17 protein-coding genes are annotated in these 15044 nt (G+C 70.9%); 6 read left to right on the forward strand and 11 right to left on the reverse strand.

All coding sequences use genetic code 11. From position 1 onward, the window contains the following. Positions 1-115: 115 nt before the first annotated feature. Positions 116-535: an arginine repressor gene (locus K8612_RS17050; protein ID WP_223741867.1), complete on the forward strand. Its 420-nt coding sequence runs from the start codon at positions 116-118 to the stop codon at positions 533-535. On the opposite strand, the gene K8612_RS17055 is transcribed toward K8612_RS17050, so the two are convergent. Continuing rightward, positions 516-1040: a 2'-5' RNA ligase family protein gene (locus K8612_RS17055; protein ID WP_223763050.1), complete on the reverse strand. Its 525-nt coding sequence runs from the start codon at positions 1038-1040 to the stop codon at positions 516-518. The genes K8612_RS17050 and K8612_RS17055 overlap by 20 nt on opposite strands. A gap of 44 nt (positions 1041-1084) precedes the next feature. Next, the gene (locus K8612_RS17060) at positions 1085-2005 is read right to left on the reverse strand and encodes an NADPH-dependent F420 reductase (protein WP_373692111.1); all 921 of its coding nucleotides are present in this window, start codon (positions 2003-2005) and stop codon (positions 1085-1087) included. Here K8612_RS17060 and K8612_RS17065 point away from each other — a divergent pair. Further along, positions 1937-2677: a glutathione S-transferase C-terminal domain-containing protein gene (locus K8612_RS17065; protein WP_223763052.1), complete on the forward strand. Its 741-nt coding sequence runs from the start codon at positions 1937-1939 to the stop codon at positions 2675-2677. The genes K8612_RS17060 and K8612_RS17065 overlap by 69 nt on opposite strands. Positions 2678-2747: 70 nt before the next feature. Here K8612_RS17065 and clpB read toward each other — a convergent pair whose 3' ends face one another. Further along, positions 2748-5372, reverse strand: coding sequence for an ATP-dependent chaperone ClpB (gene clpB, locus K8612_RS17070; protein WP_223763053.1), 2625 nt, complete (start codon positions 5370-5372; stop codon positions 2748-2750). A 255-nt stretch (positions 5373-5627) separates the two neighbouring features. Here clpB and K8612_RS17075 point away from each other — a divergent pair, with 255 nt between their 5' ends. After that, complete coding sequence (locus tag K8612_RS17075) at positions 5628-6146, forward strand: hypothetical protein (RefSeq protein WP_223741861.1); 519 nt, start codon at positions 5628-5630, stop codon at positions 6144-6146. 51 nt (positions 6147-6197) lie between these two features. Here the strand turns inward: K8612_RS17075 and K8612_RS17080 are convergent, their stop codons facing one another. Genes K8612_RS17080 through K8612_RS17090 form a run of 3 tightly spaced genes read right to left on the reverse strand, consistent with a single transcriptional unit; the run spans position 6198 to position 7449 of the window. Continuing rightward, positions 6198-6860, reverse strand: coding sequence for a hypothetical protein (locus K8612_RS17080; protein WP_223741860.1), 663 nt, complete (start codon positions 6858-6860; stop codon positions 6198-6200). Then, positions 6857-7168: a DUF1844 domain-containing protein gene (locus K8612_RS17085; RefSeq protein ID WP_223763054.1), complete on the reverse strand. Its 312-nt coding sequence runs from the start codon at positions 7166-7168 to the stop codon at positions 6857-6859. Before K8612_RS17085 ends, K8612_RS17080 begins: the two co-directional genes overlap by 4 nt. After that, complete coding sequence (locus K8612_RS17090; protein WP_223741858.1) at positions 7165-7449, reverse strand: hypothetical protein; 285 nt, start codon at positions 7447-7449, stop codon at positions 7165-7167. The genes K8612_RS17085 and K8612_RS17090 overlap by 4 nt, the downstream gene beginning before the upstream one ends. Positions 7450-7541: 92 nt before the next feature. Between K8612_RS17090 and thiE the strand changes: the two genes are divergently transcribed. The 3 genes from thiE to K8612_RS17105 are packed head-to-tail and all read left to right on the forward strand — an operon-like array spanning position 7542 to position 9727. Further along, positions 7542-8201, forward strand: coding sequence for a thiamine phosphate synthase (gene thiE / locus K8612_RS17095; RefSeq protein WP_223763055.1), 660 nt, complete (start codon positions 7542-7544; stop codon positions 8199-8201). A gap of 21 nt (positions 8202-8222) precedes the next feature. Continuing rightward, positions 8223-8990 (forward strand): gamma-glutamyl-gamma-aminobutyrate hydrolase family protein, encoded by a 768-nt coding sequence (locus tag K8612_RS17100; protein ID WP_223763056.1) that lies wholly within the window; start codon positions 8223-8225, stop codon positions 8988-8990. Further along, complete coding sequence (locus K8612_RS17105) at positions 8987-9727, forward strand: bifunctional hydroxymethylpyrimidine kinase/phosphomethylpyrimidine kinase (RefSeq protein ID WP_223741855.1); 741 nt, start codon at positions 8987-8989, stop codon at positions 9725-9727. Before K8612_RS17100 ends, K8612_RS17105 begins: the two co-directional genes overlap by 4 nt. Positions 9728-9740: 13 nt before the next feature. Here the strand turns inward: K8612_RS17105 and dnaB are convergent, their stop codons facing one another. The 5 genes from dnaB to rplI all read right to left on the reverse strand — a co-directional run bounded on the left by dnaB (position 9741) and on the right by rplI (position 15041). Beyond that, positions 9741-11138, reverse strand: a complete 1398-nt coding sequence (gene dnaB / locus K8612_RS17110) for a replicative DNA helicase (protein ID WP_014395234.1) — start codon at positions 11136-11138, stop codon at positions 9741-9743. Between the two features lie 158 nt (positions 11139-11296). Further along, on the reverse strand, positions 11297-12067 hold the full coding sequence (locus tag K8612_RS17115; RefSeq protein ID WP_223763057.1) for a LytTR family DNA-binding domain-containing protein: 771 nt from the start codon (positions 12065-12067) through the stop codon (positions 11297-11299). Positions 12068-12119: 52 nt separating this feature from the next. Then, positions 12120-13247 (reverse strand): histidine kinase, encoded by a 1128-nt coding sequence (locus tag K8612_RS38900; protein WP_223763058.1) that lies wholly within the window; start codon positions 13245-13247, stop codon positions 12120-12122. After that, positions 13244-14401 (reverse strand): acyltransferase, encoded by a 1158-nt coding sequence (locus K8612_RS17125; protein WP_223763059.1) that lies wholly within the window; start codon positions 14399-14401, stop codon positions 13244-13246. Before K8612_RS17125 ends, K8612_RS38900 begins: the two co-directional genes overlap by 4 nt. A 196-nt stretch (positions 14402-14597) precedes the next feature. Further along, the gene (rplI, locus tag K8612_RS17130) at positions 14598-15041 is read right to left on the reverse strand and encodes a 50S ribosomal protein L9 (protein WP_014395238.1); all 444 of its coding nucleotides are present in this window, start codon (positions 15039-15041) and stop codon (positions 14598-14600) included. Positions 15042-15044: the final 3 nt, after the last annotated feature.

Consider the following 15044-nt stretch of genomic DNA (forward strand, 5'->3'; position numbering starts at 1 on the left):
CATATTCGTTGAGGAGGCGCGGATATTATGCAGAACGGCGCAGCGCACAAGAACATTCACTGGGATTTTTCATGCGCCTTGCGTGCGTATTCAGCCGCATGCATGGTGAACGTGAATGAACCTGGACGACGCCATCCTTGAGCTCATCTCCCGGCAGGACGTTCCGGATCAGTTCGTCCTGCAGTCGTTGCTCGAAGAGGCAGGGCACACGCCCAGCCAGTCCACGCTGTCGCGGCGGCTGAAGAAGCTGAGCGTGCAGAAGGTGAACGGGCGCTATCAGCGCGCCGAGCCGCCGGTGGCGCCCGTGCCGCTGGCGCCGACGGTGACCATCATCGAGGCGCCGCCCAACATGCTGGTGCTGAAGACGGCGCCCGGCTACGCGCAGATCTTCGGGCTGGCGCTGGACCGCGAGGAGGTAGAGGGCCTGGCGGGCACGGTGGCGGGGGACGACACCATCTTCATCGCGGTGAGGGACCCGTCCTACCTGCGGGACGTGCGCGAGGTGGTGGAGGAGCTCATCCAGCGCGGCCCGTGAACGGGAAGCGGCGCACGGATTCCCACGGGCCGCCGAGGTAGCGCCAGAGCAGCAGCGCGGGGGCGTGCGAGTCGAACGCGGACCAGCCCGCGCCCAGCTCCACGAGCGCGGCCTTCGCCTCCTCCACGGTGGCCTTGTTCATCAGCGTGACGTGGGGGCGGAAGGGCTGACGGTCCTGCGGCGTGAGCCACTCCGCATAGGCGCGGGACAGCTCGCGGTGCACGGGCGCGAGGCCGGGGGCCTCCACGTCCACCGCCATGCCGCGACCCAGGCTCCGCAGCGTCGCGAAGCGCAAGCCGGGCGCGGGGCGCTCGGTGACGACCTCGAGCGCGGCCTCCACGGCGTCCTGCTCCCGCGCGGGCAGGTGGTGGAAGAGGGAGACGTGCGCCGGGATGACGTTGCGCTCGGGCGGGAAGTAGCGGCGGCGCAGGCCGTCCAGTCGCGTGAAGGCTTCTGGCTCCAGCTCGGCGGTGACGAGCAGCGGGGCTTCGGAGGGGGCGGCCATGAAGCGCACACCTTCCGTCCGAAGCCCCCAGGGCACAAGGGGGCCTACTTCTGCGACGCGAAGAAGGCCTTCAACGAGTCGTCGGCCTTCTTGCGGTACTCCGGCAGGCGCGAGCGCTCTGCCTCCGCGAGGGCCTTCTTCACTCCCGCGGCGTCAAGGTCGTGCGTGTAGACCGGCGTGCCGGGCTGCTGGCGCCACGAGTCCGCGAGGCTGCCCGAGTCGATGGCATCGAAGCCCAGCTCCTCCACCAGCTTGAGCACCTTCGCGCGGTGCTCCGGCGGATCCCCCGCGATGGGCAGCGCCACCCGGCCGGGCGTGCCCTTCGGCTTGCCCTTCTCCGCGAGGCTGCTGAAGTAGATGTTGTTGAAGGCCTTGATGACCGGGCGGCCGATGAGCTTCGAGACCCACTCGCTCTCCACCGTGCCCTTCTCCAGCTCCGGGATGCTGCCGTCGCGCACGGGGTAGTAGTTGCCCGTGTCGATGACCACGACGTCCTTCGGCACGTTCGCGAACAGCCCCTTGGGCAGGTCGGGGACCGCCTTCTGGGGAATGGTCACGACGACGACTTCGCCCGCCTTCGCGGCCTCTTCGACCGTGACGGCCTTCGCGCCCGTCTCCTTCGCCAGCTCGCGCAGGGTGTCCGGCCCGCGTGAGTTCGCGATGGACACCTCATGGCCCAGTTGCGTCCACCTGCGAGCAAGGGTCCCGCCGATCAACCCCGCGCCAATGATTCCGATCTTCATGTCGTCCTCGTCCGGGAAGTGAGTGGCTCGTCTGCGAGCGCCGGTCGGATGCCCGACCTTTTTCCGCGATGCGCGGGACCTGGCGGGTTTCGCGCGAGGCCCCCCGGCAACCGGGCGCGTTCCCTCGCGCGCCTTGATAGGGTCCCGCCCCCTATGCGAACCCTCGTCGGACTGTCCTCGTCGGGCTGGACGGAGAAGGCCCGGTGGGCGTTGGACCACCACCGCGTCGCCTACCGCTACCAGGACTACGTCCCCCTCATCCAGGAGCGCTGGCTGCGCAAGCAGGTGGCTCCTGGCGTGAAGCCCTCCGTGCCCCTGCTCGTGGACCCGCCGCAGCCGGCCACGCACGGCTCGTTCGCCATCGCGAAGCACGCGGAAGGCGTAGGGCAGGGCAGCCCGCTCTTCCCGGCCGCGCAGGTGGACGCCATCACCGCGTGGAACGACACCAGCGAACACGTGCTGGACCTGGCGCGCGCCTACGCCATGCCGCGCATGCTGACGAACGCCCGCGCCCAGGCGGAGATGCTGCCGAAGTTCATCCCCGGCTGGCTGCGCCCGGTGTTCGCGCCCTCCGCGCGCCTGGGCATGCGCTTCGTGGTGAAGAAGCACCAGGTGGCGGACACCTCGCCGGAGGCCATCGAGGCCGCCGTCGCCCCCTCCTACGACAAGCTGCGCGCCGCGCTGGGCGGTCGGCCCTACCTGCTGGACACAGGCTTCACCTACGCGGACATCACCGCCGCGGTGATGCTCGTGCTCCTGGGGCCGCCGGCGGACCGGCACCTGCCCATGGGGCCGGGCACCCGCGAGGTGTGGACCCATGCGGGGCTCGCCGCCCGCTTCCCGGACCTGCTCGCGTGGCGCGACGCGCTCTACGACAAGCACCGCCGCACCTGAGAAACACCGCGGGCCGCCTCCCGGTGAGGGAAGGCGGCCCGCCGTGTGAATCACCGGTGCGTGAGGCCGGCTACCCCGCCTGCTTCACGCCCTTCGAGTTGTCCACCAGCACCTTCGCGAAGGTGAGCCCGTCCGGGCCCGCGTCCGCCTGGATGTGCTCGCCCGGCGCGAACTCCCCGTTCAGCACCTTGAGGGCGAGCGGATCCAACAGGTACTTCTGCACCGCGCGCTTCAGAGGCCGGGCGCCGTACGTGGGGTCGTATCCCCGCTCCGCCAGCAGCTCCCTCGCGCTGTCCGTCAAATCCAGCGTGAGGCGCTTGGCCTGGAGCAGCTTCTGGAGCCGGCCCAACTGGATGTCCACGATGCGGTAGATGTCCTTCTTGCGCAGCGGCTCGAAGACGACGATCTCATCCACGCGGTTGAGGAACTCCGGCCGGAAGTGGCCGCGCAGCGCGTCCATCACCTCGCCGCGCGTCTTCTCGTTGAGCGTGTCCGTGCCGGCCATGCCCTCCTGGATGGCCTGCGAGCCGATGTTCGACGTGAGGATGAGCACCGTGTTGCGGAAGTCCACCGTGCGGCCCTGGCTGTCCGTCACCCGGCCCTCATCCAGAATCTGGAGCAGGATGTTGAACACGTCGTGGTGGGCCTTCTCGATTTCGTCGAAGAGCACCACCGTGTACGGCCTGCGGCGCACGGCCTCCGTGAGCTGGCCGCCCTCCTCGTAGCCCACGTAGCCCGGGGGCGCGCCCACCAGGCGGGACACCGCGTGCTTCTCCATGTACTCGGACATGTCGATGCGGACCATGGCCGTGTCGTCGTCGAAGAGGAACTCCGCCAGGGCCTTGGCCGTCTCCGTCTTGCCCACGCCCGTGGGGCCCAGGAAGATGAACGAGCCGATGGGGCGGTTCGGGTCCTGCAGCCCGCTGCGCGCGCGGCGCACGGCGTTGGACACGGCCTCGATGGCGCTGCGCTGGCCAATCACGCGGTCCGCGAGCCGGTCCTCCATCTTGACCAGCTTCTGCATCTCGCCCTCCATCAGCTTGGAGACCGGGATGCCCGTCCACTTGGCCACCACGGAGGCGATGTCCTCGGAGTCCACCTCCTCCTTGAGGAACTTCTGGTTCTTCTGAAGCTCCGCCAGCTTCGCGTTCTGCGCCGCGACCTCCTTCTCCAGCGAGGGGATGACGCCGAACTTCAGCTCCGCCGCGCGGTTCAGGTCACCCTGGCGCTCGGCCGCGGCCTGGTCGTTGCGCGCCTTCTCCTGCTTCTCCTTGAGCGAGCGCAGGGACGCGATGGCCTTCTTCTCCTCGTCCCAGTGGGCCTTGAGCGAGTTGAACTTCTCGTTCAGGTTCGCGAGTTCCTTCTCGATGGTCGCCAGCCGCTCACGCGAGTGCGGATCCGTCTCCTTGCGCAGGCCCTCGCGCTCGATCTCGAGCTGCGTCACCTTGCGGCGGATGTCGTCGATCTCCGTGGGCATGGAGTCGATTTCGATGCGCAGGCGGCTGGAGGCCTCGTCGACCAGGTCGATGGCCTTGTCCGGCAGGAAGCGGTCCGCGATGTACCGGTGGCTGAGCGTGGCCGCCGCGACGAGCGCGGAGTCCTGGATGCGCACGCCGTGGTGCACCTCGTAGCGCTCCTTCAGGCCGCGCAGGATGCTGATGGTGTCGTGCACCGAGGGCTCGCCCACGAACACCGGCTGGAAGCGGCGCTCCAGCGCGGCGTCCTTTTCAATGTGCTTGCGGTACTCGTCCAGCGTCGTCGCGCCGATGCAGTGCAGCTCGCCGCGCGCCAGCGCCGGCTTGAGCATGTTGCCCGCGTCCATGGCGCCCTCGGCCTTCCCGGCGCCCACGAGCGTGTGCATCTCGTCGATGAAGAGGACGATCTCGCCCGCCGCGTCCGCGACCTCCTTGAGGACCGCCTTGAGGCGCTCCTCGAACTCGCCGCGGTACTTGGCGCCGGCCACCATGGCGCCCAGGTCCAGGGTGATGAGGCGCTTGTTCTTCAAGCCCTCCGGCACGTCGCCGTCCACGATGCGGCGGGCCAGGCCTTCGGCGATGGCCGTCTTGCCCACGCCCGGCTCACCGATGAGCACCGGGTTGTTCTTGGTGCGGCGGCTCAAGACCTGGATGCAGCGGCGGATCTCCTCGTCGCGGCCGATGACGGGGTCCAGCTTGCCGCTGCGCGCGGCCTCCGTGAGGTCGCGGCCGTACTTCTCCAGCGCCTGGTAGGTGGACTCCGCGTCCGCGCTCGTCACGCGCGAGGAGCCCCGGACCTCCTTGAGGCCCGCCTGCACGCGCTCGCGCGTCACGCCGGAGGACTTCATGGCCTCGCCGACGGCGCCCTTGTCCTGGGTCAGCGCGAGCAGCAGGTGTTCCGACGAGGTGAACTCGTCCTTCAGCGCCTTGGCCTCGTCCTCGGCCTTGTCGAAGGTCTTCATCAGGCGCTGGCTGAGCATGGCGCTCTCGCCGCCCTGGATGCGCGGGAGCTTCTGGAGCGCTTCGCCCAGCCGCCCCGCGAAGAGCTTCACGTCCACGCCAATCTTGCGCAGGAGGGGGTCGACGATGCCGTCCTTCTGCCCCAGCAGTGCCGCGGCGAGGTGCTCCGGCTCGTAATGGGGATTGTCGGCCCGGCGGGCCAGGGACTGACCCTCCTGGATCGCCTCCTGCGCCTTCACCGTATATTTGTCGAGTCGCATGAACTCAACGTAAGGGCCGGGGACCCCTTGGCAAGGCGACACTGCCCGTATGCCCGGCGATTTCCCCGGAATACTTTGAGCCGCTGGAAGCGGCCGGGTAATCGTGGTGGCGAAGTTGCCAGGGGGTGGGGGGGTCGGTTATAGGCGGCGCCCATCCTCGGGGGCTTCACTCTGGACGCGCACGGCGGCTATCTCGTTCGACTCGACACCTTCTCCGGGTTGGCGCTGGTGCGTCTGGCCCGGGAGGCCCTGTCGATGGACAGCGCCCCGGCCGCCACGGCGCTGCGCGTCACCATCAACCGCCGCCGCAAGGTGGTGCGCCTGGCCTTCCTGGGGCCCTTCTCCCAGGGCCGGCAGGGCGCCCACTGGTACGCGGCGCACCACGCCCTGGCCCGCCTGCTGTCCGCCGCCGCCAACGCCACCGTGCACGCCTACGTGTACGACGCGGACGAGGGCGAAGAGGTCATCGCCTACGGCAACGGCCGCCGGGTGGGTGGGGAGAAGGTGGTGTACGAGGACGCGGAGCTGCCGTGCCCCCTGGAGGAACTGGATGACGCGGCCTTCGCCCGGCTCCAGTCCCGCTGGCCCATGGGGCACCTGGCGTACGTGTTCGGCCTGACGCGGGACGAGCTCCTGCGCATCCCCCAGGCGCCGCTGGCCCGCGTGCTGCCGCTGGAGGGCTCGGCCGCCGTCTCGGAGGCGGACGCGATGGCCGCCCTGGAGGCGCTGCTCCTGGGGCCCGCGCTGCCCCGCGCGGAGACGGACGCGGGCTGAAGCGGTACGGACCGCCTGTCCGCGCCGCGCCGCGTCAGCCCTGTTCGGACTTCAGGGGTCTTCCGTCGGCCCGTCGAGCGTGACGATGGCCTCGCGCACGCCCTCGCTGCGGAAGTACTGGGCGAGCACGGCGAAGCCACCGGCGACGAGCACCGTGGGCAGGATGGCGCTGAGCGTCATCAGGGACGGGACGAGCGCGTAGAGCTGCTGCGCCGCGGCCGGGTCCTGGAACTCCGGCAGGGCCTTGAGCCCCTCCACCATGGCCTGGCTGGTGTGGCGGGCCACGACGGTCCACTGGGCCCCGTCGATGGTGCGCATCAGCGCGGCGAAGATGCCCGCTCCGCCCAGCAACTGCCGGAAGCCGTCCCGGGGGATGCCGTCCGGGGAGCGCAGCATGCGGCTGGAGGCGAAGAAGAGCAGGGTGCAGGCCACCGTCAGCCCGGTCAGCACCAGGGCGCGGGACTCGCGCATGGGGGAGAGCGCGGACAACTGCGCCTCCATGATGGCCTGGGTGACGGCGGGGTCCTTGCCCAGGAGGGCGAGGGTGGGCGTGTGCTCGCGCTGCGCTTCGCGGTGGGCCTCGAAGTTCATCATGACGGAGGCCTCGCTGCAGGCGAGGAACCCCGTCAGGGTGGAGAGCATCAGGCACAGCCCGGCGGCGATCCGCACACCCCGGGGCAACCCCCCCGGGCGGGTGACTTCAGGGGGCTTCACTTCCGGCTCGCCTCCACGTAGCGCAGGCGCAGGTCGGACAGGAGGTTGTCCACCAGCTTCTCCTCCTCCGCGGTGAGGTTGCCGCGCGTCTTCTCGCGGAGCATCGCCAGGAGGTCCAGGTTCTGCCGGGCCGAAGGCAGGTCCTTCTCCATGCGGCCCGTGTCCGGGTTCGGCGCCCCACCCAGGTGGATGAGGACGGCGGAACCCAGCCCGACGATGAAGGTGCTGAACGACAGGGACTCCTCGGAGGCGGGGCTCGCTTCCCCCGTCATCACGAAGGTCTCACCCCGCTTCTCCGAAGGGCTCATTCGGACGCCTTGTCCTCTTCGTCGGCCGGCTCGTCGGCGTCGTCGGACTCGTCCGCGTCGTCCTCGTCGGAGGCGTCGTCGTCCGTGTCGTCCTCGTCCTCGTCATCGAAGTCGTCGTCGATGTCGCCGTCCATCTGCGTGTCGATGGGGACGGCCTTGTCGGCCACGTCCGGCAGCTCCTCGAGGTGCTTCTTGTAGGCTTCCTCGTCCACCTGGCCGCTGCGCTGGTAGCGCTCGGCGGTGCGCTTGTCGAGGTGCTTCGGGTTGATGCCATCGGCCATGATTCAAATCCTCGGAATTGCTTGGAAAACAGCGCGGCACCTTATAGCAGGAGGGGCGCCTGTCAACGCTGGTGTCCCAGTCCCGGAAACCGATGAACGTCTCGCCCCGCCTCCCGCTTCCCCCAGGTGCCTACCTGCTGTGCGACGACAGCGTCCGCCCGGAGCTGTCCCTGGTGGACAAGGCCGGACGCCTGCTGGACGGCGGTGCCCGGGTGCTCCAACTGCGCATGAAGCACACGCCGCTCGGGGAGGCCCTGGCGGCGGCCCGGGCGGTGGTGGCCCTGTGCCGGCGGGCGGGCGCGGTGTGCCTCATCAACGACCGGGTGGACCTGGCGCTCCTGTCGGACGCGCACGGGGTGCACGTGGGGGACGAGGACCTGCCCCCGGAGGCGGCGCGGGAGCTGCTGGGCCCGGGGCGCTACGTGGGCGTGACGGCGCGGGGGACGGAAGGCGCGAAGGCGGCCCGGGCGGCGGGGGCGGACTACGTGGGCGTGGGGCCGCTGTTCGGCACGACGACGAAGGTGGTGGCGGCGCCGGTGCTGGGGCTGGAGGCCTTCCGGCGGGTGGTGGCCCAGAGCCCGCTGCCGGTGGTGGGCATTGGCGGCGTGGGGCTGGCGAACATCGCGAGCGTGGCGGCGGCGGGGGCGCACGGCGCGGCCGTGGTGTCCGACGCCCTGCTCGCCCAGGACATCGCCGAGCGCGTGCGTCAGCTCTCGGCGGCGTTTGACAGCGCGCGGGGGACTGGCCTCTAACCCCAAGGCAGCGCCCCCACCATGAACCATCCCCCTCCGCGTCATCACGGGACGACGCCGCGCCGTCCCAACATCGGCCTCACGCCGGACTGGGCCCAGCCGGCCGACTCCGCCTTTCCCCGCTACGAATTGAAGGTGCCCTACGCGGAGGCGGTGCTGCGCGCCGGGGGCCTGCCCTTCGTGATGCCGTACACCGATGACCCGTCCTGCGTGGACGCCTACCTGGAGCGGGTGTCCGGGCTGGTGGTGACGGGCGGCGCGTTCGACATCCCTCCGTCCGCGTACGGCGAGGAGGTCCGCGAGGGCATGGGGCCGCTGAAGGAGGGCCGCACGGCCTTCGAGGCGCACCTCATCCGCGGCGCGCTCAAGCGCAACCTGCCGGTGCTGGGCGTGTGCGGGGGCATGCAGCTCCTGGCCGTGGTGCTGGGCGGCACGCTGTTCCAGGACATCCCGCGGGAGATTCCGGGCGCTCGCGACCACGAGCAGAAGCACGACCGCACCCAGCCGCAGCACCCGGTGGAGGTGAAGAACGGCACGCTCCTGGCGGAGGCCGTGGGGCACGGGCAGTTGATGGTGAACTCCACGCACCACCAGTCGGTGAACAAGCCGGGCACGGACGTGACGGTGAGCGCCGTGTCGCCGGACGGCGTGGTGGAGGCGATCGAGTCCACCGCGCACACCTTCGCGCTGGGCGTGCAGTGGCACCCGGAGCTGATGCTGGGGACCATCCCGGTGCACCTGGGCGTCTACAAGGCGCTGGTACAGAAGGCGCGAGAGCACCGCCGGTGAGGCCGCGCGTCCTGCTGCTGGCGGGACTGGAGCCCACGGGCCGGGCGGGGCTGCTCGCGGACGTGGCCGCGGTGCGGGCGCGGGGCGGCGACGCGGTGGCTGTGCCCACGGCCCAGACGGCGCAGGGCTCGCACACCTTCGCGGTGGTGCCGGCGTCCCCGCGCATGCTGGCCGCGCAGGTGACGGCCGCGCGCGAGTGGGGCCCCCTGCACGCGGTGAAGTGGGGCGTGGTGCCCGGAGCGTCCCAGTTGGCCACGGCGAAGGCGGCGCTCAAGGGCGCGGACGCGTGGTGGGTGGTGGATCCGGTGGTGCGCTCGTCCCGGGGGCAGGCGCTGTCACGGCTGACGCCCCGGCACTACCTGGCGCTCGCGGGCCCGCGCGTGCTGGTGACGCCGAACCTGGAGGAGGCCGCGTGGCTCCTGGGCCGGCCCGCGCTGGGCACGGTGGAGGACGCCCGGGAGGCGGCGGAGGCGCTGTGTCAGCGCGGCTTCGGCGCGGTGCTGGTGAAGGGCGGGCACCTGCCAGAAGGGCAGGGGCTGGCGGACGTGCTGGCGTACTCCGGGCGCACGGTGGTGATGCGGGGGCGCCGGCTGAAGCGGCCCCCGGAGCGCCGGGGCACGGGCTGCCGGCTGGCGTCCGCGCTGGCGGCGGAGCTGGGCCGGGGCACGGGGCCGGAGGCCGCGGTGCGGGCGGCCCGCGAGCACGTCACGGGCTACCTGCGCACCGGCCGGGACTGAAGAGCCAACGGGGCTACTCGCTCCGGGCGCGGCTTTCGAAGCGCGTGTACTCCGCGAGGAACACCAGCTCGACGGACCCGATGGGGCCGTTTCGCTGCTTGGCGACGATGAGCTCCACGGGGATGACGGTGTTTCCGCCTCCGCCCCCGCCGCCGCCACCACCCCCGCCGCCTCCTCCTCCACCCCCTTCGCCGTCCTCCTCCGTCTCACGGTGGATGAACATCACCACGTCGGCGTCCTGCTCGATGGAGCCGGACTCACGCAGGTCGGAGAGCATGGGCTTGCCGCCCTTGCGCTCCTCCACCTTACGGCTGAGCTGGCTGAGCGCGATGATGGGCACCTCCAGCTCCTTGGCCAGTTGCTTGAGCGCGCGGGAGATCTCCGCCACTTCCAACTGGCGGCTCTCCACCTTGCCCTTCTGGTGCATCAGTTGGAGGTAGTCGATGACGATGAGCGACAGGCGCGGGTCCTTCTGCTTCACGCGCCGCGCCTTCGCGCGCAGGTCGAACGGGGACAGGCCGCCGGAGTCGTCGATGTAGATGGGCGCGTTGTAGAGCGCGCCCGCCATCTCCTGGAACTTCTCCTCGTCGTGCGGGGACAGCCGGCCGCCGCGCAGCTTCTTCATGTCCACGCGCGCCGTGGACGCGAGCAGACGCATGAGGAGCTGATCCGCGGGCATTTCCAGGCTGAAGATGCCGACGGCCTTGTTCTCCTTCAGCGCCGCGTGCACCGCGATGTTCATGGCGAAGGACGTCTTGCCGATGCCGGGACGCGCCGCGAGGATGATGAGCTCACCGGCGTGCAGGCCGGTGAGCTGGTTGTCCAGGTCGATGTAGCCCGTGGACAGGCCCGTCACGCCCGTCGCCGCGGTCTTCATCTTGTCCAGCAGGTCGAGCGTCTGCTCCATCAGCTCGCTGACCGGACGCAGGTCGCCTTCGCGCTTCTTCTCCGCGAGGAGGAAGACCTTGCGCTCGGCCTCGTCGAGCAGGACCTCCAGCTCGCCCGTCTCCTGGCTGGCGAGGTCTTGAATCTCCCGGCCCACGTTGGCCAGGCGCCGGCGCAGCGCCTGGTCCTTGACGATGTGGGCGTACTGGACGGCGTTGGCCGCCAGCGGGACGACCTGGTCCAGGCCCATCAGGTACGCGGGGCCGCCCACCGCGACGAGCTGGCCCAGGACCTTGAGCTCCTCCGCGAGCGTCAGGTGGTCCACCTGCTTGCTCTGCTGATCCAGCCGCATCATCGCGGCGAAGATCTGCGCGTGCGAAGGGCTGGCGAAGTCGTCCGCGTGGACGACCTCCGCCACGGGCGTGATGAGCCCGTTGTCCGCCAGCACGGCGCCCAGCACCGCACGCTCCGCGGCGAGATCCTCGTGGACCCGCCGTCCTTCCCTACCGTCCAGGACGTTCTGCATGGCTGCTTGGAACCTCTACAGGCAGCGTCTGACACGTTCCAGCGGACGTCCAGTTTCCAGGCAACAGACCTGTAGCACCCGGTAGGTTCCGGAGGGTTGCCGCGACCCGCCGTGGGACCTCCGCCCGGCCTCCGGGTGAAGCGACCCGGCGCGTCGGGCTATTCAGCGGCGCCCCACTGCTGGAGGAAGGCCTCCCGGTAGGTGCGACTGAGGATCACCGTGGAGCCGTCCTTGAGCACCAGGATGCCGTCCCCATGGGTCCACGGCTCCAGGCGGGCCACGGCCTCCAGGTTCACCAGGTCGCCCCGGTGCACGCGCACGAAGCGGGTGGGGTCCAGGCGCTCCTCCAGGGCCCGGAGCGTCTGGCGCACCAGGTGTTCGCCCTGCGCGGTGATGAGCCGCACGTACTTGTCCTCCGACGACAGACGCCACACGGTGTCCAGGCGCAGGGGGACCCAGCCCTCGCCCACCTTCACCACCAGCCGCTCCAGGGGGCGCTCCGGGCGGGCCTTCGCCACCGTGGCGAGCAGGGCGTCCAGCGCGGCGGAGCCGTGCGTCCCCGCGCTCAGGAGCGCATGGGCCTTGTCGAGCGCCCGGGTGAAGCGGCCGGCGTCATAGGGCTTGAGGAGGTAGTCCGCCGCGTGGGCCTCGAAGGCCTGGAGCGCGAAGCGCTCGTAGGCGGTGGAGAAGATGACGGCGGGGCAGGCGTCCGGCCCGAGCGCCTCCAACACCTCGAAGCCGGTGAGGCCGGGCATCTGCACGTCCAGCACCACCAGGTCCGGCCGCAGCGCCTCGATGCGCGCGAGCGCCTCCGTCCCGTCCCCGGCCTCGCCCACGCAGGTGAAGCGCGCGTCCGCCGCCAGCAGGCGCTTCACCTTCGCGCGAGCGGGCGCCTCGTCGTCCACCACCAGTACGCGGAACACCGTCACGAGTCCTCCTCCCGGCGCGCTGGATGCGTCCGCGTCGCCACGCGCGTTGTCCTCATGACGCCTCCACCCGGGCCGCCTCGCGGGGCAGCCACACCGTCACGCGCGCGCCGCCCTCCGGCCCCGCGCCGCGCTCCAGCCGGGCCCGGTCGCCGTGCAGCAGCGTGAGCACGCGCTCCAACTGCGTCAGGCCCACGCCGGGCCCGGAGGCAGGGGAGGCCGCCCCGAAGCCGCGCCCGGTGTCCTCCACCTCCAGCGCCCAGCGGTCCGCTTCGGCACGCGCGCGGATGCGCACCTCCAGCGCGCCGCGCAGGTCCTGGTTGTGCTTCACCGCGTTCTCCACCAGCGTCTGGAGCGCGAAGCAGGGCACGCGCTGGGACTCCAGGCCCGGCGCCACGTCCCAGCGCACCTCCAGCCGGTCGCCGAAGCGCGCCGCGAGCAGTGCGACGAAGCGCTCGGTGTGCCCGCGCTCCTCGGCCAGCGTCCAGGTGGGCTCGGTGCGCTCCAGGCTCGCGCGCAGCAACTGGCCCAGGTCGCTCAGCAGCCGGTCCGTGCGCGGCAGGTCCTCGTACATCACCGACCCGATGGTGTGCAGCGCGTTGAAGAGGAAGTGCGGGTGCAACTGGCCCGTGAGGGACTGGAGCTGCGCGGCCCGCAGCTCCCCCTCCAGCTCCGCCGAGCGCAGCGCGCGGGCCTGCCGCTCCCGCCACTCGTACAGGAGCGCGATGACCGCGCAGCCCAGGCCGTAGGTGATGAGGTCCTTCTGCGCCTCCATGGGGAGCGCGTACACGGGAGGCCCCAGGTCGTAGTCCCCCAGCTCCATCAGCGCGTAGACGCCGTGCCGCAGCCCCGCCATCAGCGCGATGTGCAGCGACGTGAAGACCGTGAACGCCGCCGCGTGGATGCCCAGGAAGCGCGCCCAGCCCACCCGGGGCGACGGCGCGTTGAGCACCGCCGTCATCAGGACCGGGAGCAGCAGCGTGACGGCGAGCGCGCTGGTCATCTCCCAGATGAACGCCGGTGCCCAGTGGCCGGGCTCCGGCCGCATGAGCTGCATCAGCCGCACCGCGCTGCCCTGCCACACGCCCAGGACCAGCCCGAACGCCAGGAGCTTCAGCGCCGGGCGCGTCCGCGGCCGGGGCCAGCGCCACCGCGAGGAGGGAACGTCCGTCCGGGCCGTCACCCCACGGCCTCCGGAGCGAGGACGGCCGGACGCGCGGCCCGGGGCTTCATCCCGAAGAGCGGCCGCAGCCACGACACGCGGGACACGCCCTCGCACAGCGCCAGCGTGAGGGCGAAGGACAGCGTGAGCACCGCGAGGAGCATGGCCCAGGGACCCACCGGCAGGCGCAGGCACACGTACCCCACGCAGACGATGACCGTCTGATGGAAGATGTAGAACGGATACGACAGCGCCTGCGCGTGCGGAAGCCACGCGGGGGACGTGCGCACGTGGTGCCGCGCCCACGCCATCGCCGTCAGCAGCCCGCTCCAGATGAGCACCGTGCCCCCCACGATGGCGGGCACCACCGGCATCACCGGCCACGGCCACACCAGCTCCACCAAGAGCGCCGCCAGGGCCACCGCCAGCAGCCCGTGGCGCAGCGCCACCAGCCGGTCCCACACGCCCGGGCAGCGGCCCAGCAGGTGGCCGTAGAGGAACAGCAGGCCGTAGTGCAGGAAGGTGCGCGGATCATCCAGCAGCGCGTGCGTCTCCGGGTAGTCGCGCAGGAGCACCCGGTTGAGCGCCAGCGGCACCCCGAGCCACAGCACGTTCACCCCACGCGACAGCCACGCGTCCGCCGCCGCGAGGAACCGCTCCCCGGCTTTCGTGCGCAGCGCCGCGAAGAGGGGCAGGGCCAGCAGGCAGTAGACGAACAGGTAGGCCACGAACCACAGATGGTGCCAGCTCAAGCTGCCCGCGGGGTAGGGCACGAAGTCGAACACCGTCGGGTAGAACGCGGCGTAGCTGCCCTGGAAGCGGCCCTGGAACAGCCGCTCCACGTAGATTTGCGGCGGCACCACCACGAACATGCCGAACACCAGCGGCAGGAGCAGCCGCTTCGTCCGGTCCTTCGTGAACGCACTCAAGGAGCGCCGCCGGAGCGCGAACGCGGTGCCCGCGCCGGAGATGACCATCAGGAGCGGCATGCGCACCAGGTGCAGCACGCCCATCACGGGCTCCAGCACCGGCAGCGGCTGGGGGCTCTTGATGTGCCACTCCCAGGTGTTGAACATCATCCCGGTGTGGAACAGGTGCAGCACCACGATGGCCAGCACCCGGAGCCAGTCCAGGTCGGGGTGGTGCACGGCGGTGGGGCGGGGTGGGGCGCTCATGCGGTGGGGACCTCCAGGCGGTGTCCGCCGCTGAAGTACCCACGCCCGCGCTCCGGGCTCCACGCGGATGCCGTGAAACGGACCGCCCGCGGCGCGAGCCGGACGGCCAGGGAGGCTGGAGACGCGAAAAGGGCCGCCCGGTTGCCCGGACGGCCCTCTCCTTGAAGCGATGGAGCGCTTCAGGTGATGCGGTGGACTACTCGGCCACCACGTCGACCTTGATCTTCGCCGTCACCTCGCGGTGCAGGCGCAGCTCCACGTCGTAGCTGCCCAGCGACTTGATGGGCTCGGCCAGGTGGAGCTGGCGGCGATCCACCTGCTGGCCCTGGGCCGCGAGCGCCTCGGCGATGTCCAGCACCGTGACGGAGCCGAACAGCTTGTCCTGCTCGCCCACCTTGCGCTTGATGGTGACCTTGACGGCGCCCAGCTTCTTGGCCTGCTCGTCGGCGGCACCCTTCAGCTTGGCGTTGCGCGCCGTCTGCACGGACTTCTCGTGCTCGAGCTGACGCAGGTTCTGCTCGCTCGCCAGGACCGCCTTCTTGCGCGGCAGCAGGAAGTTGCGGCCGAAGCCGTCCTTCACCGTGACGAGCTCGCCGGACTTGCCGAGGTTGTCGATGTCCTCACGCAGAATGACCTTCATGTT

It is taken from the genome of Corallococcus sp. AS-1-6 (assembly GCF_020037015.1).
Taxonomy (GTDB): domain Bacteria; phylum Myxococcota; class Myxococcia; order Myxococcales; family Myxococcaceae; genus Corallococcus.